Genomic DNA, 23783 nt, shown 5'->3' with positions numbered 1-23783 from the left:
TGTCTCATCTGCTCCCACGCGCTGCCGTCCCTGGCATATCTACGCCGAGACCCTCCAATGAGCGGATCGGCCGCGGCAATTCTATCGGAACGGTATCGGCTGCCCGTGCGGAGGTCGCCCGCCGGGAGAATACTTCGCTGAAGCTCAATGCGATGATCAGGAGCCCTGATGCTGGACCGTAGTTCAGGACGGTGATGGTAAACAGGTTGACCACGAAGAGCAGCGTCAGCTTGTAGACGTCGGTCGCTCCGAAGTTGGCGCGGAACACCATCACCATGAATGCGACGAACGGAAGCCCGAACATCAGGTATGTTCCGATGTAGAAGTTGTCGACCGGTACCCAGTACGCCGCGAGCGGCGAGAAAAGCTTCTGCGGATAGTTGAAGCAACCCGCGCCGCAGCCGGTTACCAGACCGATCGGCATCAGCTGGCTCATGTAGACGAACGGCAGCTGCCAGCTGTTATTGATGCGGTCGAGAATGCTGAACAAGGTCGAGTGCGGCACTGCTGCGGTGCCCGATGCGACCACGATCATGAAGAACGGAACGAGGATCGCAGCGAACGACCACAACGCGATCGCGCGGATCGCGGGGAAACGCGACTTCTCCGGCAGCATTCGCACGATCACCAGCAGCACCAGGTACAGCACGAGAACGATCATGGTCGTCTTGCTGGTGGTCAGACGAATGACGTAAACCGCCAGGGAGCCGTACAGAAGGCACCAGAGCGTGCTCTTGCGGATCGACGTGATCGCAAACGACACGAGGATGAAGAATGCGGCCATGGTATTGTCGGCGGCAAAGCCCATCAGGCGCTGATCGTCACCGCCATAGGCCCACCATAGCCGGCCCGCCTCACGCACGGCGCCAAAGGATTCATATTTGTAGCCGACCCAGGGCATGAGGTAGAACTTGGTCAACAACACGCCGATGACGGAGAGATAGAAGGTCACGGCGATGATCGACAGCAGCTTTCGGTAGGAACCCAGGCTCGAATCGCAGAAACAGAATCCGACAAACACCGGCAGCATCATCTTGAAAGCCGAGATCGCGGCGGTCGCAGTGCCCATCATGAAGTAGCCGAGCACCAGCGACAGCATGATCTGCGCGAACACCAGGAGCGCCAGGGTGCTGCGATTGCGCAAAATGCAATGCACGAAGAACTGGGCCAGACACAGCAGCGCGACGCCGTCGGGCAGGTACCAGAGCGTGTCCAGATGAAAGATGCTGGTGTAGTAGCGGATCACGCCGCCGAAGGCGTCTCGGACCAGATAAACCCCGAGCGCGATCGCCTCGATGTTGAGGCTGACCAGCGTGATCTGCGGGCGCTGCAGCGCAAGGGCCGTCATGCTCGCCTCAATTCGTCAGCCGCGCCGATGGCGCCGGAGATGGCGAAAAATCGGGCCGGCTTCCAAGGGCATTCCGAAGCAGCTTACCGCCAAGACTCTCGATGTAGAGATAGCTGAAGTTCGAAACTACCAGCACAGCGGCCAGGGAGATCACGAGATTCAGCGTCGCCGGCAGCCCCGTCCAGATCGAATCGAGCGCCGCGATCGGCCGTGGCCCAAGTGCCCGCACGAAGTACTCCGCGAAGAGCACCACGAGCGCATGCACCATATAGATGGAGTAGGATCTGCGCCCCAGCCACACCAGCGGCCGCGCCACCAGAATCTTCGGCACCAGCAACGCATCCGGAAACGCCAGCAGCGTGCCAAGGAAGGCTGCGAAAACAAGCGGCGCCAGGAAGGTGGTCGCCGGATTGGTCTCTGCGAGGCTGACCAGGACGATACTGGCAATCATGGCGATCAACTGCAGCCCTCCCTGCACGGCAGGGCTCGGCTTGCCTGGCAGCCGACGAACGATCCTGACGGTCAAGACACCGAGGAAGAAGCTCACAAAACAGCGAAGAATGCCGAAATCGGTCTGGAGTCCCAGACTCCTCTTGTCGAGCACGAAGACGATCACGACAAGACTTGCGACCGCGACGAGCCCGGAGACGGCGTAGAACCACGACAGCGAACGCATGCGCTGGGCCAGCAGGACGATCAGGCCGAACACCAGGTAGGTGTAGAATTCGACACTTATGCTCCAGCTCGGAGCGTTCCAGCTGAGATAGTCGATCAGTCCCATCGAATGCAGGAGAAAGACGTTGAGCAGGAAGGAATAGGCGTTGTTCACCTCGAAGGCGGCTGGCGCGGCAACCACGACGCCTGTGGCGACCAAGCCGATACGCAGGAGGCGGAACAGCAGGTTTGCGATCAGCATGACGATGTGAAGCGGATAGACCCGCGCCAAACGCCGCACCATGAATTCGCGCAGCGAGAAGCGTCCGAAGTCGCCCTCGACGTAGCTCAACGACATCACGATGCCACTGAGAACGAAGAACAAGTCGACCAATAGCCACGCGCTTCTGAAGAACGAGCAATTGATCCACGCATTGTGTGGGAATGCCGCGAGAAAGGTCGGCATCAGCAGGAGATGGTGGATCACCACAGATGTCGCGGCGATACCCCGGATGCTGTCGAGCGGCAGGACATGCGCTTTCTCACGATGAACCAACTCCGTCACATCGACATTCCGTAGCTGTTGCACCGCAGCAGTCTGTATCAGGTCTTTGCGTGCTTTCAATCGTCACGATTGAGGATTCGCGTATGACGCATGACGACCGGCGATAAATTCAACGCTCTCTGTCATTCGAACATGCGCGCGACAACTTTGCGCCATTTTTGCTGATCGAGGAGCATCGGGACGAACGAACTGACTCGCCGGGGCATGGTCGCGAGCATTTGCGAACAAAGTATGCGCGAAACCCGGCGGTGTTGCGATTTAGCCTGTACAGAAGATGTTTCTTGATCCAGGCGTATCCACGCGCTGCTCGCTGGAAAATTTTCGTGTGTCAATTTCGCGACAAGCTTTTTTGCGACCGCCTCATAAATCTTCAAACTGCAAAAATCGCAGGCGCCATTGTGCCGATCTCGCAGGCATTGCAAATCGTACTTGCACAACCGACGAAAGGTAAGGCACTGATGTAGCAATCGATGGCAAGCGCGACCGAATGAAACCCGCTTTTGCATCGCACAAAAATTGACACAGTTGGCTGCCACTCTTCGCGTGTACTGGTTTGCAGCAACGACGAAGGGACACGGATGAGCTGCGAAGTGACGCGTCGTACGAAGCCGAGATGGCAACCCATCATCTTGACGGGATTTGCTCTGATCGCATCGGGCGTCGGTCCGACCCGCGCTCAATGCGTCGGATTCTCGGACCGCGCCTCACAAACCGAACTCGACGCCTTCGTGAAGGCGCCGTCTTCGCTTCTGGAACGGCTACGCAACGACAAAGAGAAGCTGAGGGCTCGCCTTTCTTCATATATCGCGACCAATCCATCGGTGTTGCCGTCGGTGCAGACGCTCATTTCCGAATCGGCTTCCCCCGACCGCTCGACCATCGGCGCGGCGCTGCGGCTCGCAGAAGCGCTGTGCACGTCAACGAAACCGGACGCTGCGCGCAAGATTAGGGATTTCACGCAGCGAGTCGGTGACCTCGCCGTGCAGGCGGGCTATTCCGCGGCGGGAGAAGATGGCTCCAGCGCCCAATTGCAGCCGAGAGACAACAAGCCGACGCAGCCTCGGGGCGGAGCGCTGTTGGAAGGCGAATGGAAGACCAAACTGGCCAATCCATTCAAACCTGTTCCCCTCCCGAATTGATCCTGACCATTAAGGCAGCGAATTTCAGATGTATCAGCCTAGAGAACACTTCCAATCGGGACACCGGTTTGGCATCGAGTTTGGCGGCGCGGTCCTCAGCTTTGACCGTGTCACTGATGTCCTTCGTCGGCAATGGCCGCTGATCGCTGCGGCAGTTGGCGCTTCGCTGGCTCTGGTCGTCGTCTATCTGGTTCTGGCAAAGCCGATGTATACGGCAAACGCCCGTATCATGATGGACACCCGGCAAACCCAGGTTCTGGACAAGGACAGCGGGACCAACAGCGCTCTGATCGACACTGGCTATGTCGACAGCCAGGTCGAAGTCATCAATTCTGACGATCTTATCCTGTCAATCGTTCGCCGCCTGCGGCTCACCGAGGATCCGGAATTCAACGGATCCAATCCAGGACTTCTCGCCGTCGTTACCGGCAAGATCATGTCAGTGTTCGAATCCGGCGAACCGCCCACACAGGAGCGGATCGAACATGCCGTGGTCGAATCGATTCAAAAGAGTCTGAGGGTTGAGCGCGTCCTGACCACATACGTCTTGTCGCTCAATTATCGCGCACACAGCCCGGACAAGGCAGTCAAGATCGTAAATGCGATCGCCGATGCCTACATCGTGGGTGCACTGGAAGCAAAATACCAGTCCACTAAACGGGCGACCGAATGGCTCCAGCAGCGGAGCGTCGAGCTCAGCGAGCAGGCGACGGCCAGCGACCGCGCGGTGCAAACCTTCAAGGCAGAGCACAATATCGTCGGAACCAGCCGCGGCCTCATGTCCGAGCAGCAATTGTCGGACTTGAATACACAGCTGGTTCAGGCGCGGGCGGCCACGGCCGAAGCCAAGGCGCGCCTCGATCGGATCGAAGCGATTTCCGACCAAGACCTCGCCCAACCCACCGTGACGGACGCCCTTAACAACTCGGTCATTACGCGCCTGCGCGCCCAGTACCTCGATTTACAGGCCCAATATGCCGATTGGTCAAGGCGTTACGGCAAGACCCATCTTGCAGCGGTCAATTTGGCCAACAAGATGGAGGAACTGCGCAAGAATATCGCCGATGAGCTTCATCGGATTGGGGACGCTTATCGCAGCGACTACGAGATCGCAAAAAGCCGAGAGGCTTCTCTCGATAAGAACGTGAAAGAGCTGGTCGCCCAGGCGGGTCACACCGGCCAGGCAGAAGTCAAGCTGCGCGATCTCGAAAGCGCGGCCGACACCTATCGCAATCTCTACAACAACTTCCTGGAGAAGCTGCAAAGCGCCACCCAAAATCAGAGCTTCCCGCTCAGCGAGGCACGCCTGATCAGCACCGCGACCAAGCCTGATCGCAAAAGCTCGCCGCGGACGGTTTTGGCCCTGGTGGGAGGCTTGGTCGGCGGCCTCTGCCTCGGCTTCGGCGCCGCCTTTGCGCGCGAGCTCCTCAACGACGTCTTGCGGACCCCCGGAGAGGTCGAGGACGAACTCGGCGTGAAGTGTCTTGGCGTTCTCCCAGATATTCGCCCGCCGACAAAGACGCGCGCGTTGCTTTCGGCATCCGCGAAAGCCGACGAAGCGGGACTATCCCGCTATGTCGTCGATCATCCGTTCTCGCGGTTTGCGGAAACGTTGCGCAACATCAAGGTCTCAATCGACGTTGCGCGCATGACCCGAGAGATCAAGGTCATCGGCATTGTATCGTCGCTGCCAAAGGAAGGAAAAACGACAGTCGCGGCCAATTTCGCTCAGTTGATTGCCATGACAGGTCACCGCACCATCCTCATCGACGGCGACCTGCATACGCGCTCACTCACACGGGAACTCGCGCCGAACGCCAACAGCGGACTGGTCGAGGCCCTCAGTGATCCCACGGGCTTCAGCTATCACGTGCAACGAAGCAAGGAGACCGGTCTCGATTTCCTGCCGTCCATCGTTGCTTCGCGCATGGTCAATTCGGCCGACGTCATCGCATCGAGGCCAATGGCCGACCTGCTCGCGATGGTCCGGGAACACTACGAATATATCATTATCGATCTTGCGCCTGTGATGCCGGTGGCGGACTCAAAAGCGTTCAGCGTCCTCATCGATGCAATGGTCTATGTGATCGAATGGGGAGCAACCACGCGAGCTGCGCTTCAAGAATCAATTTCGGGGTCGGAGATCCTTCAGAAGAAGCTGCTGGGTGCTGTCCTCAATCGCGCCAACCCGAAGATGCTTGGACGCATCGAGGCGTATAAGGGTAAGCACCGCAACAGCTATTACGTCGAACATTCCTAGAGCGAGGGGGCAGTCCGCGGCTGCGCCCCTAGCGCAGGCCCCGACCTGCTGACGGCCGCCGCGGAGCCTTCCGAAGAGACTGCAGGGACCCACTTTTCGGTCCCATCGTCTGCAGGAGCCGACCGAAACGGGCCGTCGGAAGTTCGCAGCCGTGGGGCGGGACGCCAGGCGGGGCGAAGATGCGTCAGCGGGGCTCTATTTGAGTTCCGGGGCCGCGACGACGTCGGAACCAACCCGCCAAGTGACCCTATCGTCGGGCTCCGATACGCGCCCAATCCCCGTATTCATCCGGAATCCACAAATGCCGATCTCTGCCATAGCCCAAGGCATGGATTGACGACGGCGATCCGGACGAAAGATAGTAGATAGTGACGTGTTGCCTGCACAAACCTGCCCCCGGCACGAAGGGCTGTTGATCGTGACCGCAACCTGGACTGCCGAATCTTTGAGCACCTTTCCTTCCGAGGTTCAGGGGGCTAACGTGCGCTCATACTCTTCGCATTTTTTCGGCAGGTTCGGATGGTGATTGCTCTTATTGTCCTGAGCATCTGGGTGTTGCTCAATATTCTTTTCGTGTTGATCGTGGTTCCCCCGCGTAAGGCCCGCCGGGAATCCCGACCGCTGGCGACCACTCTCGCGCCTGCCCCGCTCGATCCGAATCGCCGAGAGCTCGAGCATGACGAGCCTTTTTCGCTTCGTCACGTCGTTGCCTCAGTCGCCATGGGAGCGTTCTTCGTCCTTGTGCCGCCAATGCTTGCGCTACGGGACGCCGTCCTTCGTCTCTTCAAGAAGACCCCCGGCAACGGAAGCTGACGGCCGATAAGTGCCGCCGCCCCCTAGGCGGCTCCTACTAATAGGCCTCCTGGAACAGCACCGTCGAGGCCGTACGCGCCATGATCTTCAGATCCAGCCAGATACTCCAATTGCTGACGTACCAGACGTCATATTCAACCCTTTTTTCCATCAGGTCGATCGTCGGGGTTTCCCCCCGGAAGCCGTTGACCTGAGCCCAGCCTGTCAGGCCCGGCTTCATGTGGTGGCGGTAGACGTATTTGCTGATGAGTTCATCGTAGTAATTGTCATGGGCGAGCGCATGCGGGCGCGGCCCGACCAGGGACATGTCGCCGCGCAAGACATTCCAAAGCTGCGGCAACTCGTCGATGCTTGTCATGCGAAGGAAACGCCCGATCTTGGTGACCCGAGCATCCCGTTTGGTGGCCTGGGTAATCGTCTGGCCGTCCTCGCAGACCGTCATGGTCCGAAATTTCCATATCTCGAACGGCTTGCCGTTGAACCCTCGGCGCGACTGGCGGAAGATGGCAGCTCCCGGCGATCCGAGCTTGATCAGAACGGCCACTGTCAGCAGCAGCGGTGCAAGTATGACGAGCGCCAACAAGGCCACCCCTACATCAAGACAGCGCTTTTGGAAACGCTCGAAAACACTGAGCGGCGGCCGCTGAATCTCGACCGCTACGGTCCCGCTGACTGGCAGGAATGGGCGCGACACGAGGTCGGCGATTGAATCATCCGGCAGAAGGCGTACCGGTTGGGGCACCGCGCGCAGGAAGGGCCCGATCTTTCGGAGCATCGGCAATTCGTTCCAATCGATCGCTAGAAGATATTCATCGACGTCCGCCTGGCGCGATTGCCGAATGACATCGCGAATCTGTCGCTCCCAATGGCCGTCGCCGCTGTCGATCCCAAGCACGAAATGACGCATGACGTCGAAACCGTTTCTGCGCAAATCCTTGAAGCGGCTTGAGGTGAAATCGAGCGGCTTCAGGCTCAACAGGATCACCTTGCGATCGACCAAGCGGCTTCTGGCATAGTTTGTCGCGAGTACGAACTGCCAGACAAAGCGCAGACTGATCAATCCGGCGCCTCCGATTGCAGCAAAAATGATCACTGTGCCGCGAGACAGATTGTCCGTGGATTTGAGCAGAAATGCCGCCATAGCGAGGATCGTCAGCGACGCCAACCAGATGAAGACGGCCTTGCGCAGCTGCCAGACCAGATTCAGCAAGCGGTGCGTGGCGTAGACGTCCTGGGAATATGCGACCGCGACGAACACAACGCCGACAATCAATCCTGCCCCCATCGACGCGCCGTCGCCAGTGGAGGCAAGCGCAACATTGTAGAGCGCCGCCCCTGCACCATAACTGAGCAGGATCAGCAGCAGGTCGGCAGCGATGATGACGATCTGAAAAGGCCGCTGAAGAGCCGTGCCGCGCGTTGACGACAGTGCACCAGCGCCTTCAGAACCATAAGTTGCAACAGCCATTCGAACCTCTGCTATCGAGAATGCTTGACGCTGATCCGTGATGCTGAAGATCCGTCACTTCCCCGAACGCAAACTGTGAAGTGATCACAGCGATATTGTGGCGCTGCACGCGAAACTTTTGCGATGCATGAATGCATCGCGTTTTGTTGAGAGGTCATGGGCGCGGAAGACCTGCGTCACAGTGCTGACACACGATCGAAACTCGCTGCCCTATTTTGAATCAGGTTCCGCGTCGAATTCGCTGGGGCGCCTGCGTGAAGCGATAGCAGCTCATCTTTGATGCGCCTGTTGCCCACATTGAGTGACTCCGCAACCGATGTGATTCGATTAGTAGAAGTCCGATGAATTACGATCCAGAGCTGTATCCGCCCAGCTGTCTTCAGCGAGGCAGGCATCTTCCCGCTGCCGGGCGCGATGCAGCCCACGGCAGAGTTGCCTGATTTGCTCAGCGCGCGCCGACAAGCTAAGCAAGCGAATACCCTCCTTTCCTTCGGCGCAATCGGGCTGTCTGAGAGGCGACACCCTTCAATAAGGTCCGGCCGCGGACCGACTTGGCGAAACTGTCCCCACCACCTCACCGAGTGTGCGCGCCATGACATCTTTTGCCCAATCACACCCGCCGATTCATAGGCCGCAACTGCCGGATGGCGTCCGAATTTACGCGATCTCGGATATTCATGGCTGCTCGCATTTGCTGCAGCCCATGCTGCGGGTCATCGACGCCGACTTGGCCCACAGTCGGCCACGCTATGCGATCGAGGTGTTCATGGGCGACTATGTCGATCGCGGCCCGGACACGCGCGCCACGCTTGACCTCTTGGTCGAACGAAGCCGGCGGGGAAACTCGATTTTTCTCAAGGGAAACCACGAGGCATTTTTAGTGAGGGTTTTCGAAGACCCTTCGTTGTTTGAAGATTGGCTTCGCATCGGTGGCGCCCAGACACTCATGTCCTATGGACTCGCGCCGCCAGACCTGAAGCGCGACGACCCAGCGTCGATCATGCGCGATTTGATCCGCGCAATGCCGGGTGAGCATCTGGAGTTCCTGGACGAACTACGGCTTAGCTTTACCTGTGGAGATTTTTTCTTCGTCCACGCCGGCGTTCGCCCGGGTGTCCCCTTGGCCGAGCAAAGCGAAAGCGACCTGCTTTGGATTCGCGAAGAGTTCCTTCAGAGTGAGGAGCAGTTCGGCAAATATATCGTTCATGGTCACACGCCGGTGCGCACCGCCGAAGTTCTGGCAAACCGGGTCAACATCGATACGGGCGCCTACGCGACGGGCAATCTAACTCTCATGAGCATACAAGGCAGCCGGATGCTCGCGGTATGACTGCCCAGGATATGACTAGCCTGGGAATGTCTCCCGATTCGTCGGGAAGATTGTTCCTGAAGCCAATGGAATGCCTCGGCGGTCACGAGCTAAGAGCATCACCTAGTTGAGCACGAGTGGCATTTCCCCTCCAGCCCGCGTGTCGGCCATCCAGTTGCGCCAGGCCCGCTCATGCTTGGCGTAGAGCTCCAGCCATCGTTGTCCCGGCTTGTTCTGATCGAAGCGAAGGCCAGGGCCGAGGGGCGCGTCGGGCTTGTCCAACGTCTCGAACTCGATGGTTTCCGCGATCGTCAAACCGAAAAGGACACGCTGTCCTGTACCGTCCACGATGTACCGTCGCGGTGCGTCCCTCATCGGCTGGGTCATGTTCTGTGTCGCCTATGGTCGTGAGAACAAAGGTGTCGCTCGCACGCTGGACGAGGCCTAAAAGGCACGTCGGACGCGCCCGAATGCCGAGCTGGGAGTCGATCGGGCTGTTCTGCGCGAGGTACCGGAGGGTTCGTTCGTCGTCGTTCGTTGCGACCGCCGGGGACGCAGCGCATAGACCGACATGACGCCGGCGCAGAAGATCAAGGCGAAGACAAATGCAGAAGCCATAGGAGTCGTCCCTGAATAGTGCAGTGCTCATCAAGAGTGAGCAGTGTGTCGACATCATGATTCCTGATGATCTTGGTGGCTCTCCTGCTGCCAAAAGATTGCCCACGCGTGATCGTGTCCTGAGCAGCAGCATCTGAGTTGTCTGATAGCGCGATCTTTTGGCCGGACGCACCGACACGGATGGTCACCTTCAAATCTGTTCTGTCCGAACAGTCCAGCTGGATTCGCGCACCTGAAGAGCTGGATTTCGCAGCCATTCTATGGAACGATGCGCTTGCAACCTTTTAGAGGCCGTCGCATTATTTCTCGCCCATTTCGAGAGGGATTGATCCAATGAACTTCCGCACCCTTGCTCCATCCATTGCTCTTTCTGTTCTTGGCCTTGCTTTGATAACGACCGCAGCTTCTGCCGCGGAGCTCGCGCTTGCTCCTGCGCATCATCGGTCGGCCCACCTCCGAACCGGTTACGTGTTTTGGGATGATGTCTACCCGCCTGCGATCTATGGCCCCAACCTTCGCTCTGTCGAGGAAGTCGCCGCGCTCAAGGCGGAGGCCCGACCTGTGTCGCAACGCTGGTGGGGGTATTGGTACGCTCGGTGAACGGCACAGCGTTTAGCGACCAGCCGCGTTCACCCATGAATCGCCGCAACACCGGGCAGCCGGTGGCGGCGATTTTGTTTGAGCTTGCCTGGCCGATCCAACCATGATCACCGCATGGGCGGCAGCATGAGGCCCAAAACAGCGGCGGCAAGCCTATGTTTTTTCGCGGGATACTGGCTGCAAGCGCATGCTGCGGCCGCAGGTGAATGCGCCTTGCGGCCCGAGCGCTTCGTACTGCTTTCCGACACCGTGTATTGGGTTGTTTCAATCCCAGCCGGCACGGAATGCCTGCAAGGCCTGCGCGGCAGAACTCAGCTTCTGGATGAAGTTAAACTGGCAGAGGCGCCCAGTGCCGGTCATGTGACGATCGTCGGCCCGTCATTTCGCTACCAAGCCCCCTCACGTCCAGGGACTGACCGGTTTTCGAATTGCGGTGTCAGGCGAAAAACCGCAGGCAGCGCGGATCCTCGATCATCGCTGTGGAAGTGACCGTCAGATAGGGCCGTGCCGACTGGCGAGGAAGCGGAGCCGGAGCGCTGTCGCTGCACTGGACGGCTCGATGGAGAAATTGAGGCAGCCCCAGCCCGTGCCGCCTAAACTCAGTTCCGTCGCGGAAGGATCCTCACGGAAGGCTGCTGCCGATTGCCGGCAAGCTTTCGAGGTCCCGTCGGGAACGCTGCTACTTCGCCTGCGCACCCCGGTCCCAGGGCCGCTTGCCATCCGCGCCCCTGTCCCACGGCCGCGCGGTCGGGGCGTCCTTCTCCTGCGTGGCGGCCTGCGCACGATCGGCCTGAACCCGTTCGCGATCGGTTAATGGGGCCTTCGGGGCTAGCGGTTCGGGCTGCGCCAAGGCCGGCGTCGCGATGAGCAGCATCGCCAAAATCAATTTTTTCATCCCCGGCCTTAACACACTGGCCGCAGGCTGTCCGATCTATTCGGAGCCATAGCTCGAAGGAAAAGGCCCACAACGGTGGGCCTTTCGGTGAGAGCTGATGAATAGATCGCCCTATTTCTGATCTTCGTTGCTGGTGCCTGATCCGGGGCTTCCGATCGGCAAACCATTAGCTGAATGACCAACCCCGGAGTTACGCTCGGCTTGCGCGGCGGCCGGCGTCTTTCCGTTCGCGGTTGGGGGTTGGACGTTCGGATTGTTCTGGCTGGGGTTGGGGCTGCTCGTGTTCACGTTAGCGCCGGTGGTGGTGCCTTGAGTCCCTATGCCGGAAGGAGCCGAGGGGCCCGAGGTCGCGCTGCTCGACGAGGTGCCTGTCCCAGCACCAGAGCTTGCCGCCGAACCCGCGCCGCCGCCGGCTCCCCCACCCGAGCCGCCACCGCCGCCTTGGGCGAACGCTGTCGACGAGAATGCTATGCAGGCAAGGACAACGAACAGAGGTTTGCGGATCATGGATGCGTCTCCCTGCGCTTGAACAGCAATCACGACAGACGCAGGAAGTTCCTTCGCTGCCGCGGTCCGAATTCCCTGCGAACAGGGAATTTTACAGGGAAGCGCGCCTGCGGTGAGGCCGCTATCCCATGAAAATGCGAACATTTGCCTCGAAATTCAGTGCATCCGGGGCGCGATCCGCCAAATCCGAACAGGGAATTTATCGCTAGCGAACAGGGAATTTGCGTGCATACGGCTGGACGAAACAGGCGATGTGCGGGCTACGGATCCGTGCCGCATGCCGTGGCGCGAATAGCGCAAGCATCGCCTGTGGATCACCGCCAGTGCAGGGGCGGCGTCTGCGCACGGCGAGGAATCCCGAACAGTCGCCGAATTTAACTGGCAGCAGGGCCCTCCTAGGCTGTGTACTCATTAAGCAGCTGGCCGCGTTATGTCCGCACTTTCGGCAGACCTAAGCGTGCTGGCCTGGGGCCTCCTGACGGACAACGCCCGCATGTCCGTTGAGGGCAAAAGCGTCGCTCTGGCGGACGGCGGCAAATTTCCGGCTTTCCCCCAATCGACCGACGGATAATTGCACCGTGTCAACGGAAGCGCCGGGCCAAAAGACGTGCACGCCCCACACCGCCGAAGACGTCAGCTAGGAAGCCAAGAGCAAGCGCTGCCGGAACCATCACCGGTTGATCATCCCGCAGGGCCCCGCTCGCCGAGTCGCACAACGGGCGTGAATAGTATGATGTATGCAAGATCCTGCTTGCGCGGCGAGACGCCGGCAGCGTCTCCGCAAATGTCCGTGCTTGATCTCGACTAATGGCTCTGTTTGGATAGTTGCCTTTCGGCAACTCATAATTCGGATAATCCTAGTGAATGAAATAGATGGACGCGGCCGTTCAGTGGGGGCTCTTTCACAAGAAAGCATCGGGACCGTCAACCGCACTGGCATCGGGAATCGGCTACTGGCAGCGCTGCCGCCAGCGGATCTCAGCTTGCTCACGCCCTACTTCCAGAAGATCTCGTTTGAGCCAGATGCGGTTCTGGTGCGCTCGGGCGATGAGATGGACCCGGTCTATTTTCCCCATAGCGGCGCAATCGCCTTCATGCTCGATATGCCGGACGGGCAAACGGTCGCAACCACCTTGATGGGACGGGAAGGCGCTTTGGCCTCTTTCTCCGTACTCGGCCCATCGCTTTCATCCGTGACCGCGATTGCACGCATCGCTGGCACAGCATCATTGATTTCCGCCGCCAAATTTCGGGATGCCTATGCGCAAAGCGCAGCCATCAGGAATGTCGTTCAGCTCCACGCCCGCGCGGTGTTATTGCAACTCCAGCACGTAGCCGCTTGCAACGCGCTGCACCGGGTGGATGGCCGCATGGCGCGGTGGCTTCTGCAGCTTCACGACCGCGTTCCCGATGACCTCCTTCCGGTGACGCAGGAGGCGCTTGCGCAATTGCTTGGGGTGCGGCGGACGACAGTGACTCTGACGATGAGCAAGCTGCGCGCGGCCGGCGCCGTCCCCTCCGACCGGCGCGGGTTTATCGAGATCGACCGGGTGCGGCTCGAGCGCGTTGTATGCGACTGCTATGCGCTCATGCAGCGCAAGATCGATCGGATGTATTGCCAGGAATTGTCGGCGCCCCAGCCTACCCGTGCGCCGTTCCGGGAAAGCGCCATCGTCTCGTCCGGCGGAGCGAGTGGTGAATCCAGAGCCGTTTCGCAGAAATAGAGACCATGCGATAGCCGCCTTCGGTCAGAAGCTGCCATTAGGTAGCAGGCCGGCGCAGGTCCGCAACGGCACATGAGCCGACTTCGCTCCAAGCAGCGATACTTGTCAGGCTCCTTAGCGGCCGTAGGGGAAGCAGCGGTGGCGATCGAGTGTGAGACCGAAATGCGCTCCTAGCGCAGCGATGGCCGCATCCTGCTCAGGATAAGGATCGGCATTGCATGCGGCAACGATGATGATCCGGAACCCGCCGCGATCCTTGCCACCCGGTGGCAGCATCGCTGTAGCCAGTGGATTACCCTCCGTGTCACGCAACGTGAGGAAAAGCGGCATCTCTCGCTGTACATGGGCCTCGAGGCCGATGTCGCGCTCGATCGCGTTGGGCTGCTCCGGACGCCAGGATTGGACTGCCTTCTCTCGCTCGCGGCAGAAATATTTCTCGACTGTGTGGCGCATCAGGCGCGACTCTTGCACCGCTTCACCTTCCGTTTCGATACGGAACCAGGTCTTACCCTTCGGCGTGTCGCAAACATACTGCATTTCGCCCATCCTGATCGCCGCAATTCTAGGGCGGCGGGCCCGCAAAGCCAGAATGTCATTCTCGTCGCGTTTCGATCTTTGCGTTTTTACACAGCCAGGGTCAATCGCGTCACTTTGGCCGCGTGCCGTTCTCTACCGGTCTACCCCTGTGAACGGATATCGTCAGACCGCTTCGGCATGTCTCAATGGGCCAACAGGCGACATGGTACCACCACAGCCGGCACTTGGCCGGGATCGATACTTCACGCCTTTTTGGTAAACCAAATCGTTGGAGCTTTCGCTACTCCCGCATTCTGCATGGCATTCTTCAATTCAGCACTCTCCGCGAAGGCTTGCGCAGCTTCAATCGTGGCAAACTCGTGAGTTACTGTGATGTCATTGGGATTTTCGACTGCTCGGTAGACAGCCTCGGCTGTTACGCCCTTCGTCTTCTGAACCGAAGCAAAATCGTCGTAAACTTTCCGCCAGGTCTTGTAGTCGGAAACCGTGTGTCTAACAAACATAGTCGTCATCAGATGTTCCTCCCAGACTGGTCGTAGCAATCTTTCCACGAACGCTTGAAACAGCACTTCCAGTAGCACCAGTATAATACCGGCCACCGCTTGGAGCTATTTCATTTCCGGGTTGCACTGATGGCATCGGACCCTTGCCCTTTGTCCGATAAAACTGAGGCGTGCTGCCACTTCGCTGATGGGCTAGCTCCGGGCGGTCTTGCGGGAGCAGCATCATCGCCTCCGCACTCGACGCCAATAGGTCGTGGCCGCACACTTACTGCGACCCGCCACAGGACCAGTCAGTGACACTGACTTGCGTATTCAGTTGGTCGCAGTGTGAAGTTGCTGACGCCGGGTCCGAACTTCAGGCCTAAGCAAACTGAGGCATTATGCCTTTTGGGCGAAACACCCATTTCTAGGGCGCGTCCGTTCTCGTAGAATGTGGTCGCCCTTGAAGCGGGATGTGCCGAAGTCACCGTTCGGGCCGAACGAGCAGTACTAGCGCTGTCGGCAGGTACGCTACCCTAAGAGACCGCCCCCCTTTTCGGTTTCACACCACGATTTCACATTCCACACGCGCGCAGCTTTTGCGGCGGCTTGTTGCAAGTAACCCAGGGAGAAAAGCGATGAGCAAGATCGATCGAAGGTCTGCATTGACATTCGGGTTGGCAGCGGCATCGGCGGCCATGATAAAGCCCGCCGCCGCTCAAACGACGGGCTACAAGGACACAACTCCGTGGCCAGGTGTGGTGGTGCGTGAGTATGATGGCGAGACACCATCGCTGATCCCGGGTTTTAAGACCGTCTCAATGCGCGACATCATCATGCAGCCGGGATCGAAGACCATGGGGCCCCCGATGATGAATGCCATGGTCTGCCATATCACCGAAGGAGAGCTTCGGCTTGAGCAGGACGAAAAGACCTTTACCGGCAAGAAGAATTTTGTCTGGACCTGCAACAAGGACACAAAGGAGCAGGCGTTCAATGATGGGAACGTGGTCGCGATTATGCGGATCACGGACCTAAAGGCTTAAGGTGCGTTTCTTCGCAAAAAAAACGATTGTAGTTGGGAATGGCGCACGCGACGGCGCACCGATCGGGTCGGTTTGCCCTCTGACGTGACTTCCTGGTTGCGCCGAACTCTAGATATGTCGCTGCGCCAACCGACGCGAGACAAACGTCTAAGGGCTAGTTGGCGGACGATATGAAATCGACGAGCGCCGCGACAATTGGTCGGGGCGTCTCAATTCAAGACTACTGCAACATGAAGAGAGAGAGAGAGAGAGAGAGAGAGAGAGAGAGAGAGAGAGAGAGGGAGAGGGAGGCCGATGTCTGAATTGGGGTCACAAGCGGTCCTCGACCGGCCTGCTCCCGACAGGTCGGCTTTGGGCCCAGGAAGAGACATTTATCTCGCGCTGCGCGTCATGCGATCTGAGTCCGTCTCGCGCGCCGTTGCCCTTCTATGCCTCAGCGGTTGTGTGAAACCTCCGCGCGTTCATAAATCGTGAGTTGTGTTTGCCGTTGATCAGATCATGCTCTTCCAGTCGACTAGGTAAACGTGTGCCCGAATCGGACATCTAGTGCGCTGCCAGGCTCGCCGCTCGGCACGCAGTGACACGCAAGGTTCGAGCCGAGCCGACGCGGCTTTAAACGGTATCAGTCAGCCCCACCTTGACATCTTTTTTTCGCGACAGGTCAGTGTCGCTGCTTGAACCCGCTGCCGCTGCTGCACTCCCCGCTGTGCCACTGCTCATCGAAAGGTAGGGCTCAGTTCCTGGGCGGTTGCAGCGATCAGCGCCGTTCACGACGTACCATATTTCGTTAGGTTTCTCGGGCCTCGCGACGCCGCGATGGCCGCAATGTCTCGATCTCTGGGAGGGAGAGACATGATGAAGCGATCGCCTATTCTCTCTCTGGTGGCTGTCGCGAGCTTCACCGTCCTATGGTTTGTTCTGGATGCCGATCTGCATTTTAGAAGGGCGGCTGCCACTGCAACAACAGCCATGCCACCCGAGGTCGTAGCTGCCGAGCCTTTCAGAATGGCCCACGCCGCTAACAAAAGGTCGATGAGGATACTTGCACTGGATCAGGCTAAGCATCTCGCTTTCTGGACGTCCGTTTTGAAGAATAGAAAGCAGGCCTGTGGAGCTGTTGTTCGGACCATGTATCAAGGCGGCACCGAATCTGGGGTCGATGCTTGGCGCATTGGCTGCCGGGACGGCAGCGAATATTCGATAACAATTAATCCGGACGCGCATGGCTCTGAGGCGGAGTTTCCGGTTTCGGTTTGCAGTGGAATCGCTTTCGCCCGAGGTGCTGAATAGCCCCGTCATTGAGCGTCAGCACCCGCGAGATCGCCTCTTTATGCCAGCTGTTATCCGCTGTCCCGGCGCGTCCTCGCCAACATGCGAGGATGATCATGACGATTACCCGATCACGACGTGAAACGGTGGAGTTCGAGCACCCATTTCGGATCACAAGCTTCGAGCGGATACTACCGGCTGGCTCCTATGAAGTGATTACCGACGAAGAATTAATGGAAGGAATGGAAGGATTATCATTTCCGTCCTTTCGGTCCGTCGCCACCATGATGATGGTGCCTGCGCCGCCGCCGCGCAGCTCTTTCGTCGAGATGGTGGCGATCAGTTCGATCGATCTGTCCGACGCCCGGGAGCCGATGCGATCGTATCCCGTTAGTGACGCGCCGGCCCATCTCGACAAGCATCGGACTGCGCTGAACATTGACATTCGCCGGACGCTGGCGGAGATCGAGCGAAACGCGTTGCGCGGACTGCATCCGCAGCCCGAACCCGAGTTGCTCGCGGCGCCTGCGATGCCATTGGCGGGCCAGCTGCCGGAGCCGAAAGGGCCAGGCCGCGACCTACGCATCGATGCTTGCCGCGGCCTCGCGCTCTGGTGCATCTTTTTGAATCATTTCCCCAACAACATCGGAAGCTGGCTGACGCTGCGGAACTACGGCTTCAGTGATAGCGCGGAAGTATTCATGTTCGTCTCGGGTGTGACCTGCGCACTGGCTTACGGCAGCGCACATTCGCGCGATGGCTGGCCCGGCGTCATCACCCGTACGCTGTGGCGAAGCTGGGACATTTATGCTGCATTTCTATTGCTCACTATAGCTTGCGCCATCATGGTCTACCTAACCGGCGGTGGCCGGATCGCCGACGAGAGCAACACGCGCCTTTTGCTGGAACATCCGGGTGCGGCGCTCGCGCATGCGGCGATCCTGCAATACCGTCCGGTCAATACCGACGTCTTGCCGATTTTCGTGGTTTATCATCTTTTGTTTGCACCACTATTGTGGTTGCTGTTGCGAGTGCCGAACGTGACACTCGGCGCGTCGTTCTTGCTTTATGCGCTGGTACACGTCTTCGGCTGGACCGTCCCGGCCTGGCCCAACAACGTGTGGTTCTTCAACCCGCTGGCTTGGCAGCTGCTGGTTGTGCTCGGCGCCTGGTGTGTCATTGCGGGCAAGGGAGTCTGGCCCTGGATGACCTGTCGCATCGCGCTTGTACTTGCAGTTCTCTATCTGACTTTTAGCCTGATCGTCGCATTGAGTTGGTGGCTCACGACCCTGGAAGATCTGGTCCCACAAGCGCTCGCCAGTGTGGTTTACCAAGTCGACAAATCGGATCTCGCTCCCTTGCGGTTGCTGCATTTTTTAGCGCTTGCGATTTTGGCGGTATGGCTCGTACCCCGCGATTGGCGAGGACTGCCGATGCCGCTGATGCGCGCAGCGATCCGCTGTGGGGAGAATTCGCTGGCAATCTATTGTCTCGGTGTTCTGCTGGCGCTCGCCAGCCAAATAGCGCTGGCCGACATCTGGAATGGTCTTGCGATGCAGATCGCGCTCAGCCTCGCCGGCATCCTGCTGATGATCGCCGCCGCAACGCTGCTGAACTCAATCAGGATCAAACCCAAGCAGCCACGATTGATTTGAAGACTTGAGGAAACTTGTTGGCCAGAGAGGCGAGCAGGCAAAATTCGGAGAAGGCTGCCAACGGCCAGCCTCCACGTCTTCTCATCCGGGAGGCGATCAAGCTGCGAACTTCACGCGGTGACACGATTTGCAGCGTGATGCGAACGTTGAGATGCTTCCTCCCAAAATCGCAACATGACCGCTTCGGGTCAAAACGCGAAGAACTGAACGTGAGTTGATCTGGTCTGCCATCCCTCAATCAGCGGACCTTGTGGAGGGGCTCGACTTTGTCGCCCAAAACGGCCGCCCGATCGCCTCTCAGCGCACGGGAGGAATTATGTCGACACATGAGCTTAAGGATGCTCAGAGTCGGCAGCACATCATTGGTGGTCAAGCCGCACCACGTCATTCGCCAATTTCGGCGAGCTGCGGCGCAGGAGGAAGCACACCCCGCAAAGTGTCTCCTTCCTCCACATGAGGCGGCAGGTGAAAGTTTCGGAATGTTCGTCGAACGATAGCGCAAATTCGCTGGCGAATATGTAGTACGGCGTGGAGATGCAGGTTCCCAGGGCGCTGATGTCGCGCACCACGCACGGATGGGTCCCACTCATACGACAGCCGCGCCGCCCGGTTGATCGGTATCCGCTCCATTGCTCGACGTTCGACCATGGCGAGATTCTCCAATGAAGAGGTAACTTCCAATCGAGCCATCGCAGCGATCGCGATTGCACCTCTACAGAGTCAGTTTTCCGATCCCGCCGAGCCCGGAAAACGGCAATATCTGCACGTTGATCTGCACCGCCTAGGCTAACAAGCAGTATTTTGTCTCATTAAAATTAAACCGGATCGCGTGGTTCATCCGCCGACGTTGGTACCCACCTCACAAGCAAATGAAACCGCTCAGGACACGTCTTTTCCACGATAATGAGGTATTTCACAGCACTTTCAGCGAACCTGAGCTACTATTAATTGAACTGAGTGATTTTACGTCCTCCGGCCTGACAATGGCGGTTTTTAAATAGTCATAGTAAGGCGCGCTGATGAGTAGGCCTGGTCAGGGGCACAACCGCATGACAGTTCTGCACGAACGCGTTTGGTTTCTAAGATCTCAACTGACAGAGCTTCAGAACCCTCGCAGCCGGGTTGAGCAAGCCGAGGAACGAAGTCGGCAAACGTTCAAAAGTCACAGGTGTCTCGGCGATGCGTCGCCGATTGCGGCGACAGCGGCGTTTTGTTTTCTAGCCACACACCGTGGCGACGAACGTGCCGTAGGCTCGCAGCCACGAAGCATCAGAGATCTCTGGCCGAAAAAAGCGCCCGCGTTGACTTGTTCGGCTTTGGGTCAAAGGCAGCCCTCGGCAGCTTGCATGATCGGGTCGGCTCATCTCCCGGAAGCGGCCCTCGCAGCGCTCTAACTGAGGTCGGTGACGGGCCATGTGTGGAAGTCGTTCGTACACTGGCTACTCGCAAGCCGAGCGAGACGGATCGCTCGGCTACAATTTAGTTATGGCAGCCCAGCAACGAGGCAAATGTCTATGAGGTCTTCCCATTCGACGAGATTTGCGATGTCCGTGATGTGCGTGTCGAGATTTATGTCTCTGCTGAGGAGATGCGAGCGTTCTGCCAATCCCGTAAGCGTAAGCGCATAGACTTTGTGGCCCTGCTTTTCGAGCCTCTCGGTGACGCCAACACCAAGCTTGGTAAAAGGCTCCGCCAATAAGAACAAACGTCTTTTGCGCGGATTGAGCACGTGCGCTGCTGATGCTTGATGAAGTTACCGAGACCGCGCTTACTCCGGCCGCGAGACTGCCGATCAATCTGCGGCGGGTGACGTCTGACAAGGTCCTGAAATCAAAAAAATTGGGTACCATACGAATGCAACAGTGTAATCGCCAAAACCGAACAAATGGAAGATGACTTCAGCGGCCTTCGAAGGAATATTTTTTTACCGGTCACTGACTTCCGCCATGGGTCACAAGCGGCGGTCGGCGACAGCTCCAGCCGTGTCCGGTCCACCTCAAACGGCCGACCTTGCGCCGCCTCGGGTGTAGTCTTCAGCTCGGGGCCGACGTTGTAGGCAATCAGGTTGAGGAGGAAGTCGGGGGTGACGCGAGTTGGGCCTCGATGTTGGGCCTTTGCTCGCCTCGTGTTAGACATCGCCTGACCGACCAGGGAGAACAGCCATGACCGCCGAGTTCGATGAAGACCGCTTCAATATGGCTATCCGTAAATTTCTGAAGCATGTCGGAGTTACATCGCAGCGTGAAATCGAAAACCTAGTGCGCAGCGGGGCGGTGAAAGGTGGCCAGCTCAAACTGCGAATGACCCTGTCGGCTGAGGGGACGGCGCTGAAACATGTAGTCGAGGAAACAATCGCACTCTGACGATGTCCCGGCTGCCCCGGCATTGCCGCCCTGTTGGTGGAGCATTCAATCCTGTTGATTTCCAGCAACGACTGCTTTGGGTCATTTTCGACAGTTTTGGCACAGAGTGCGGGATGGTTGATGTCCGTTCGTGTCCAAAAGCGCCGTACCAGTGTCTGGCCCATGAGCGTTGCGTTTGGCCGGATGGCCGTGATTCAAACTCCCGAACTGGAGCTCGAATCATGCGCTACGAACTCTCCGACGACGAATGGACCGTCATCAGGCCGATGCTACCAAACAAGTCGCGCGGCGTGCCACGGGTGAATGACCGCCGCGTCCTCAATGGCATCTACTGGGTTCTTCGATCCGGGGCGCCATGGCGTGATCTTCCGGCGGCATTCGGTCCTTACACGACTTGCTACAACCGCTTTGTTCGCTGGCGGCGGGCTGGTGTCTGGGGCTGCATCATAGACGCACTTGCCGTTGCCCACGATGCCGCTGTCCAAATGATCGACACCTCGATTGTCCGTGGGCATCAGCATGGAGCCTGCATCACAAGGAATGAGCGCCAATCGATGGGAAGATACGCGGCGGCTTGACGAGCAAAATCCAGGCGGTGGTCGATAGCAATGGCCTGCCTATACGGCTGTCAGCCCGGACAAGCCAAGTCAGAACTATCGACCACATCAAGGTCTTCTCCACGGTCGATGCCGCGGAAGCGTGGTTCGAGGAGAAGCATCTGCCCGACAGTTACCGTCGCTGCGACCCGCGCCTGATCGATTAACCCACCCCTAATTGCTCCCGAGGATTCGAGCGAGACTTTCCGCGACAAGTTTCAACAATTTCTCATCTGTGGCTCGTAGTCTCGCGGTCATGGAAAAACGCAACGTACGCCGGCGGCGCGTCTTGAAAGCCGCGATGATCGAATTTCCTGGGGGCGCCTTCAGCTGCGTCGTCCGTGACCTGTCTGACGGCGGGGCCAACTTGGATGTACCAAGTCAAATTGGTATACCGCACGAGTTCATGCTGAGCATCCCGACGGCGGAATTGCACCGGCCGTGCCGAACGGTGTGGCGCTCGGCCAAGCGGATCGGGATCGCCTTTGCTTCCGGAGAGACAGTAGGGTCGTAAGCATCAATCCGGGCTCTCGCAGATGCGCTCCATGCGCGCGAGCTCGTCGATGTCGTGCTGATGCTGCCCTATGCCGCCGATCGAACTCCGGCTGCCGCGGTGCCGTCAAGTCGCGCGCGAGTCAATGGAGGCGCGTAGCTTCCTGATGATCTCGCGCAGGTTCGCATATTCCTCGATGATGCGTCGAGCTTCCTCCATGCGCGAAGGCTCTGGGTCCGGCGCCTCTCTATTCGGGCCTGGCTCGTGCGAGGGGCTCATGGCCGAAGGCTCGTCGACAACCACTGCTGAGCATTGAGACGGATCAAAGGACGCCGGACGATCTGCTTTTCCACACCCACGACGCGCGGTGGCCATAGGAACGTCAGCTACATTGCCAAGTTTTCCCGGTAGCCCGGGTTCGTGATCCCGGGTCAGAAGGTGAACTTGCCCCAGCTCACTATCCTTTGTGAAGCTGGGGCTTTTTCGCTGACTTCTCCATACCCCCGACGCGCAGTAGCTCGACGGCCTTCTGCACCGCCAGGAATAGATGATTTGGCGCGGATTTTGCCGAGTGGCTTCAGGAACGTTTGGGTGGTGCCGCCATTTGGAGAGCGATGACGAGCACGACCGTAGTTCTCATTCCCGGCATGCTGAAAGCCCCTTCGTCTGGCGCGCATCTACGGCTTTAGAGTCGATCGCAGAGACGGCCTGTATTACCCCGGCGGCAACCTGCCGGCATGCTCGAAGGCTTTGGCAGAGAAGATGATCGAAGGCGGCTGGTTGGTGAAACAGGGGGAGCGTTATCAGCCTACAGAGAAGTGTTGGAAAGCAGGAAGAGCAGGTTCGGATGCTTGTGGAAAACAGGTTGGCTAGAGCTGCATGAGAGCGGGACCTACGTGCGGCTACTGGCTGCCGGGCAGGACATTAGGAACCGCGCCATGATTACCCGGTTTGCCGTCGCGCTAGCTGTCTTCCTTCGAGCTAGCGGAGCGGCCCCGGCATCATCCCCCAGGCGCCCAAGCCGGAGCAGTCTCTCCGCGGCCTGCGGAGGAGCCGCTGCGCAAATGAACACATATGATGCTCCAAGTTGCGCCTGAACGGAGACTCAGCTTTAAATGCGTTTATTGCGACCAAATTGCTTTCCCGAGGACCATCGTGAACAGCGAAGCCGGATGCACAGCTTGTAGTCAGCCCCGAGTACTCAAGGCCTTTTTCCCCACGACCAAAGGTTATGAGCTGAAGATCTACGAATGCGCCAGCTGCGGCAGCGATCTCAGGCTTGTGACCAAAGTGTCTAAATCATCTGGGCGCAAGGCGCCGAAGGGAAGACTTCCTTTGAGTACGCGGACGAAAACCATCGCGGCAGCGCTAAGGGGGGCCGCTCGTGCCGCAGCTACTCCAAAGCTGAAGGGCCGCCCGTCACCGTGAATCGCCGCAGCCTT

The 23783-nt window shown here is 58.6% G+C and carries 19 protein-coding genes and 1 pseudogene; 13 read left to right on the top strand and 7 right to left on the bottom strand.

Annotated features, from left to right (window positions below; all coding sequences use genetic code 11):
- Positions 1-4 precede the first annotated feature (4 nt).
- Together ACIPUD_RS24390 and ACIPUD_RS24385 are read right to left on the bottom strand one after the other, a co-directional pair.
- Positions 5-1348: a hypothetical protein gene (locus tag ACIPUD_RS24390; protein WP_018458856.1), complete on the bottom strand. Its 1344-nt coding sequence runs from the start codon at positions 1346-1348 to the stop codon at positions 5-7.
- A 7-nt stretch (positions 1349-1355) separates the two neighbouring features.
- Complete coding sequence (locus ACIPUD_RS24385; protein ID WP_240543140.1) at positions 1356-2567, bottom strand: acyltransferase family protein; 1212 nt, start codon at positions 2565-2567, stop codon at positions 1356-1358.
- A 281-nt stretch (positions 2568-2848) separates the two neighbouring features.
- Between ACIPUD_RS24385 and ACIPUD_RS24380 the strand changes: the two genes are divergently transcribed.
- From ACIPUD_RS24380 to ACIPUD_RS24365, 4 genes are all read left to right on the top strand, one after another.
- Complete coding sequence (locus ACIPUD_RS24380; RefSeq protein ID WP_446481698.1) at positions 2849-3031, top strand: hypothetical protein; 183 nt, start codon at positions 2849-2851, stop codon at positions 3029-3031.
- A 114-nt stretch (positions 3032-3145) separates the two neighbouring features.
- Positions 3146-3706, top strand: coding sequence for a hypothetical protein (locus ACIPUD_RS24375; protein ID WP_231188831.1), 561 nt, complete (start codon positions 3146-3148; stop codon positions 3704-3706).
- 28 nt (positions 3707-3734) lie between these two features.
- Entirely contained in the window at positions 3735-5966 is a 2232-nt protein-coding gene (locus ACIPUD_RS24370) for an AAA family ATPase (protein WP_446481697.1), read from the top strand.
- Between the two features lie 519 nt (positions 5967-6485).
- Positions 6486-6779 carry a hypothetical protein gene (locus ACIPUD_RS24365; RefSeq protein WP_204513783.1) on the top strand — a complete coding sequence of 98 codons (294 nt, stop codon included), beginning with the start codon at positions 6486-6488 and terminating at the stop codon, positions 6777-6779.
- A 37-nt stretch (positions 6780-6816) separates the two neighbouring features.
- On the opposite strand, the gene ACIPUD_RS24360 is transcribed toward ACIPUD_RS24365, so the two are convergent.
- The gene (locus ACIPUD_RS24360) at positions 6817-8247 is read right to left on the bottom strand and encodes an undecaprenyl-phosphate glucose phosphotransferase (protein ID WP_018458862.1); all 1431 of its coding nucleotides are present in this window, start codon (positions 8245-8247) and stop codon (positions 6817-6819) included.
- Between the two features lie 592 nt (positions 8248-8839).
- Here ACIPUD_RS24360 and ACIPUD_RS24355 point away from each other — a divergent pair.
- On the top strand, positions 8840-9577 hold the full coding sequence (locus ACIPUD_RS24355; RefSeq protein ID WP_026233678.1) for a metallophosphoesterase family protein: 738 nt from the start codon (positions 8840-8842) through the stop codon (positions 9575-9577).
- Positions 9578-9679: 102 nt separating this feature from the next.
- Here ACIPUD_RS24355 and ACIPUD_RS24350 read toward each other — a convergent pair whose 3' ends face one another.
- Complete coding sequence (locus tag ACIPUD_RS24350) at positions 9680-9943, bottom strand: hypothetical protein (RefSeq protein WP_018458864.1); 264 nt, start codon at positions 9941-9943, stop codon at positions 9680-9682.
- 945 nt (positions 9944-10888) lie between these two features.
- Here ACIPUD_RS24350 and ACIPUD_RS24345 point away from each other — a divergent pair.
- The gene (locus ACIPUD_RS24345) at positions 10889-11263 is read left to right on the top strand and encodes a hypothetical protein (RefSeq protein ID WP_446481696.1); all 375 of its coding nucleotides are present in this window, start codon (positions 10889-10891) and stop codon (positions 11261-11263) included.
- 190 nt (positions 11264-11453) lie between these two features.
- On the opposite strand, the gene ACIPUD_RS24340 is transcribed toward ACIPUD_RS24345, so the two are convergent.
- On the bottom strand, positions 11454-11669 hold the full coding sequence (locus tag ACIPUD_RS24340; RefSeq protein ID WP_018458866.1) for a hypothetical protein: 216 nt from the start codon (positions 11667-11669) through the stop codon (positions 11454-11456).
- A 1397-nt stretch (positions 11670-13066) separates the two neighbouring features.
- On the opposite strand from ACIPUD_RS24340, the gene ACIPUD_RS24335 reads away from it, so the two are divergent.
- Positions 13067-13900: a Crp/Fnr family transcriptional regulator gene (locus ACIPUD_RS24335; RefSeq protein ID WP_204514099.1), complete on the top strand. Its 834-nt coding sequence runs from the start codon at positions 13067-13069 to the stop codon at positions 13898-13900.
- Between the two features lie 114 nt (positions 13901-14014).
- On the opposite strand, the gene ACIPUD_RS24330 is transcribed toward ACIPUD_RS24335, so the two are convergent.
- Together ACIPUD_RS24330 and ACIPUD_RS24325 are read right to left on the bottom strand one after the other, a co-directional pair.
- Positions 14015-14446 (bottom strand): hypothetical protein, encoded by a 432-nt coding sequence (locus tag ACIPUD_RS24330; RefSeq protein ID WP_446481695.1) that lies wholly within the window; start codon positions 14444-14446, stop codon positions 14015-14017.
- Between the two features lie 233 nt (positions 14447-14679).
- The gene (locus ACIPUD_RS24325; protein ID WP_026233982.1) at positions 14680-14949 is read right to left on the bottom strand and encodes a cyclase; all 270 of its coding nucleotides are present in this window, start codon (positions 14947-14949) and stop codon (positions 14680-14682) included.
- A 608-nt stretch (positions 14950-15557) separates the two neighbouring features.
- Between ACIPUD_RS24325 and ACIPUD_RS24320 the strand changes: the two genes are divergently transcribed.
- From ACIPUD_RS24320 to ACIPUD_RS24295, 6 genes and pseudogenes are all read left to right on the top strand, one after another.
- Positions 15558-15965, top strand: a complete 408-nt coding sequence (locus ACIPUD_RS24320; protein WP_085349974.1) for a hypothetical protein — start codon at positions 15558-15560, stop codon at positions 15963-15965.
- 852 nt (positions 15966-16817) lie between these two features.
- Positions 16818-17255: a hypothetical protein gene (locus tag ACIPUD_RS24315; protein ID WP_085383470.1), complete on the top strand. Its 438-nt coding sequence runs from the start codon at positions 16818-16820 to the stop codon at positions 17253-17255.
- A gap of 509 nt (positions 17256-17764) precedes the next feature.
- A complete protein-coding gene (locus ACIPUD_RS24310; protein ID WP_446481765.1) occupies positions 17765-18889 on the top strand; it encodes an OpgC domain-containing protein in 1125 nt (374 codons plus the stop codon).
- 2162 nt (positions 18890-21051) lie between these two features.
- The gene (locus tag ACIPUD_RS24305) at positions 21052-21252 is read left to right on the top strand and encodes a DUF6494 family protein (RefSeq protein WP_085349977.1); all 201 of its coding nucleotides are present in this window, start codon (positions 21052-21054) and stop codon (positions 21250-21252) included.
- Positions 21253-21473: 221 nt separating this feature from the next.
- Positions 21474-21910: pseudogene (locus tag ACIPUD_RS24300) on the top strand (IS5 family transposase); the annotation flags it as partial.
- Between the two features lie 194 nt (positions 21911-22104).
- Positions 22105-22362, top strand: coding sequence for a PilZ domain-containing protein (locus ACIPUD_RS24295; RefSeq protein ID WP_085383468.1), 258 nt, complete (start codon positions 22105-22107; stop codon positions 22360-22362).
- Positions 22363-23783: the final 1421 nt, after the last annotated feature.

The organism is Bradyrhizobium sp. CAR08 (assembly GCF_052871955.1).
The sequence above is the reverse complement of the archived record's forward strand: the minus strand, read 5'-3'. Positions and strand labels throughout refer to the sequence as shown.

What these genes read in the sequence shown, in the direction of transcription:
- ACIPUD_RS24390 (WP_018458856.1), bottom strand. Translation starts at nt 1,348, where the DNA reads ATGACGGCCCTTGCGCTGCAGCGCCCGCAGATCACGCTGGTCAGCCTC.
- ACIPUD_RS24375 (WP_231188831.1), top strand. Translation starts at nt 3,146, where the DNA reads ATGAGCTGCGAAGTGACGCGTCGTACGAAGCCGAGATGGCAACCCATC.
- ACIPUD_RS24370 (WP_446481697.1), top strand. Translation starts at nt 3,735, where the DNA reads ATGTATCAGCCTAGAGAACACTTCCAATCGGGACACCGGTTTGGCATC.
- ACIPUD_RS24365 (WP_204513783.1), top strand. Translation starts at nt 6,486, where the DNA reads ATGGTGATTGCTCTTATTGTCCTGAGCATCTGGGTGTTGCTCAATATT.
- ACIPUD_RS24360 (WP_018458862.1), bottom strand. Translation starts at nt 8,247, where the DNA reads ATGGCTGTTGCAACTTATGGTTCTGAAGGCGCTGGTGCACTGTCGTCA.
- ACIPUD_RS24355 (WP_026233678.1), top strand. Translation starts at nt 8,840, where the DNA reads ATGACATCTTTTGCCCAATCACACCCGCCGATTCATAGGCCGCAACTG.
- ACIPUD_RS24350 (WP_018458864.1), bottom strand. Translation starts at nt 9,943, where the DNA reads ATGACCCAGCCGATGAGGGACGCACCGCGACGGTACATCGTGGACGGT.
- ACIPUD_RS24345 (WP_446481696.1), top strand. Translation starts at nt 10,889, where the DNA reads ATGGGCGGCAGCATGAGGCCCAAAACAGCGGCGGCAAGCCTATGTTTT.
- ACIPUD_RS24340 (WP_018458866.1), bottom strand. Translation starts at nt 11,669, where the DNA reads ATGAAAAAATTGATTTTGGCGATGCTGCTCATCGCGACGCCGGCCTTG.
- ACIPUD_RS24330 (WP_446481695.1), bottom strand. Translation starts at nt 14,446, where the DNA reads ATGGGCGAAATGCAGTATGTTTGCGACACGCCGAAGGGTAAGACCTGG.
- ACIPUD_RS24325 (WP_026233982.1), bottom strand. Translation starts at nt 14,949, where the DNA reads ATGACGACTATGTTTGTTAGACACACGGTTTCCGACTACAAGACCTGG.
- ACIPUD_RS24320 (WP_085349974.1), top strand. Translation starts at nt 15,558, where the DNA reads ATGAGCAAGATCGATCGAAGGTCTGCATTGACATTCGGGTTGGCAGCG.
- ACIPUD_RS24315 (WP_085383470.1), top strand. Translation starts at nt 16,818, where the DNA reads ATGATGAAGCGATCGCCTATTCTCTCTCTGGTGGCTGTCGCGAGCTTC.
- ACIPUD_RS24310 (WP_446481765.1), top strand. Translation starts at nt 17,765, where the DNA reads ATGCCATTGGCGGGCCAGCTGCCGGAGCCGAAAGGGCCAGGCCGCGAC.
- ACIPUD_RS24305 (WP_085349977.1), top strand. Translation starts at nt 21,052, where the DNA reads ATGACCGCCGAGTTCGATGAAGACCGCTTCAATATGGCTATCCGTAAA.
- ACIPUD_RS24295 (WP_085383468.1), top strand. Translation starts at nt 22,105, where the DNA reads ATGGAAAAACGCAACGTACGCCGGCGGCGCGTCTTGAAAGCCGCGATG.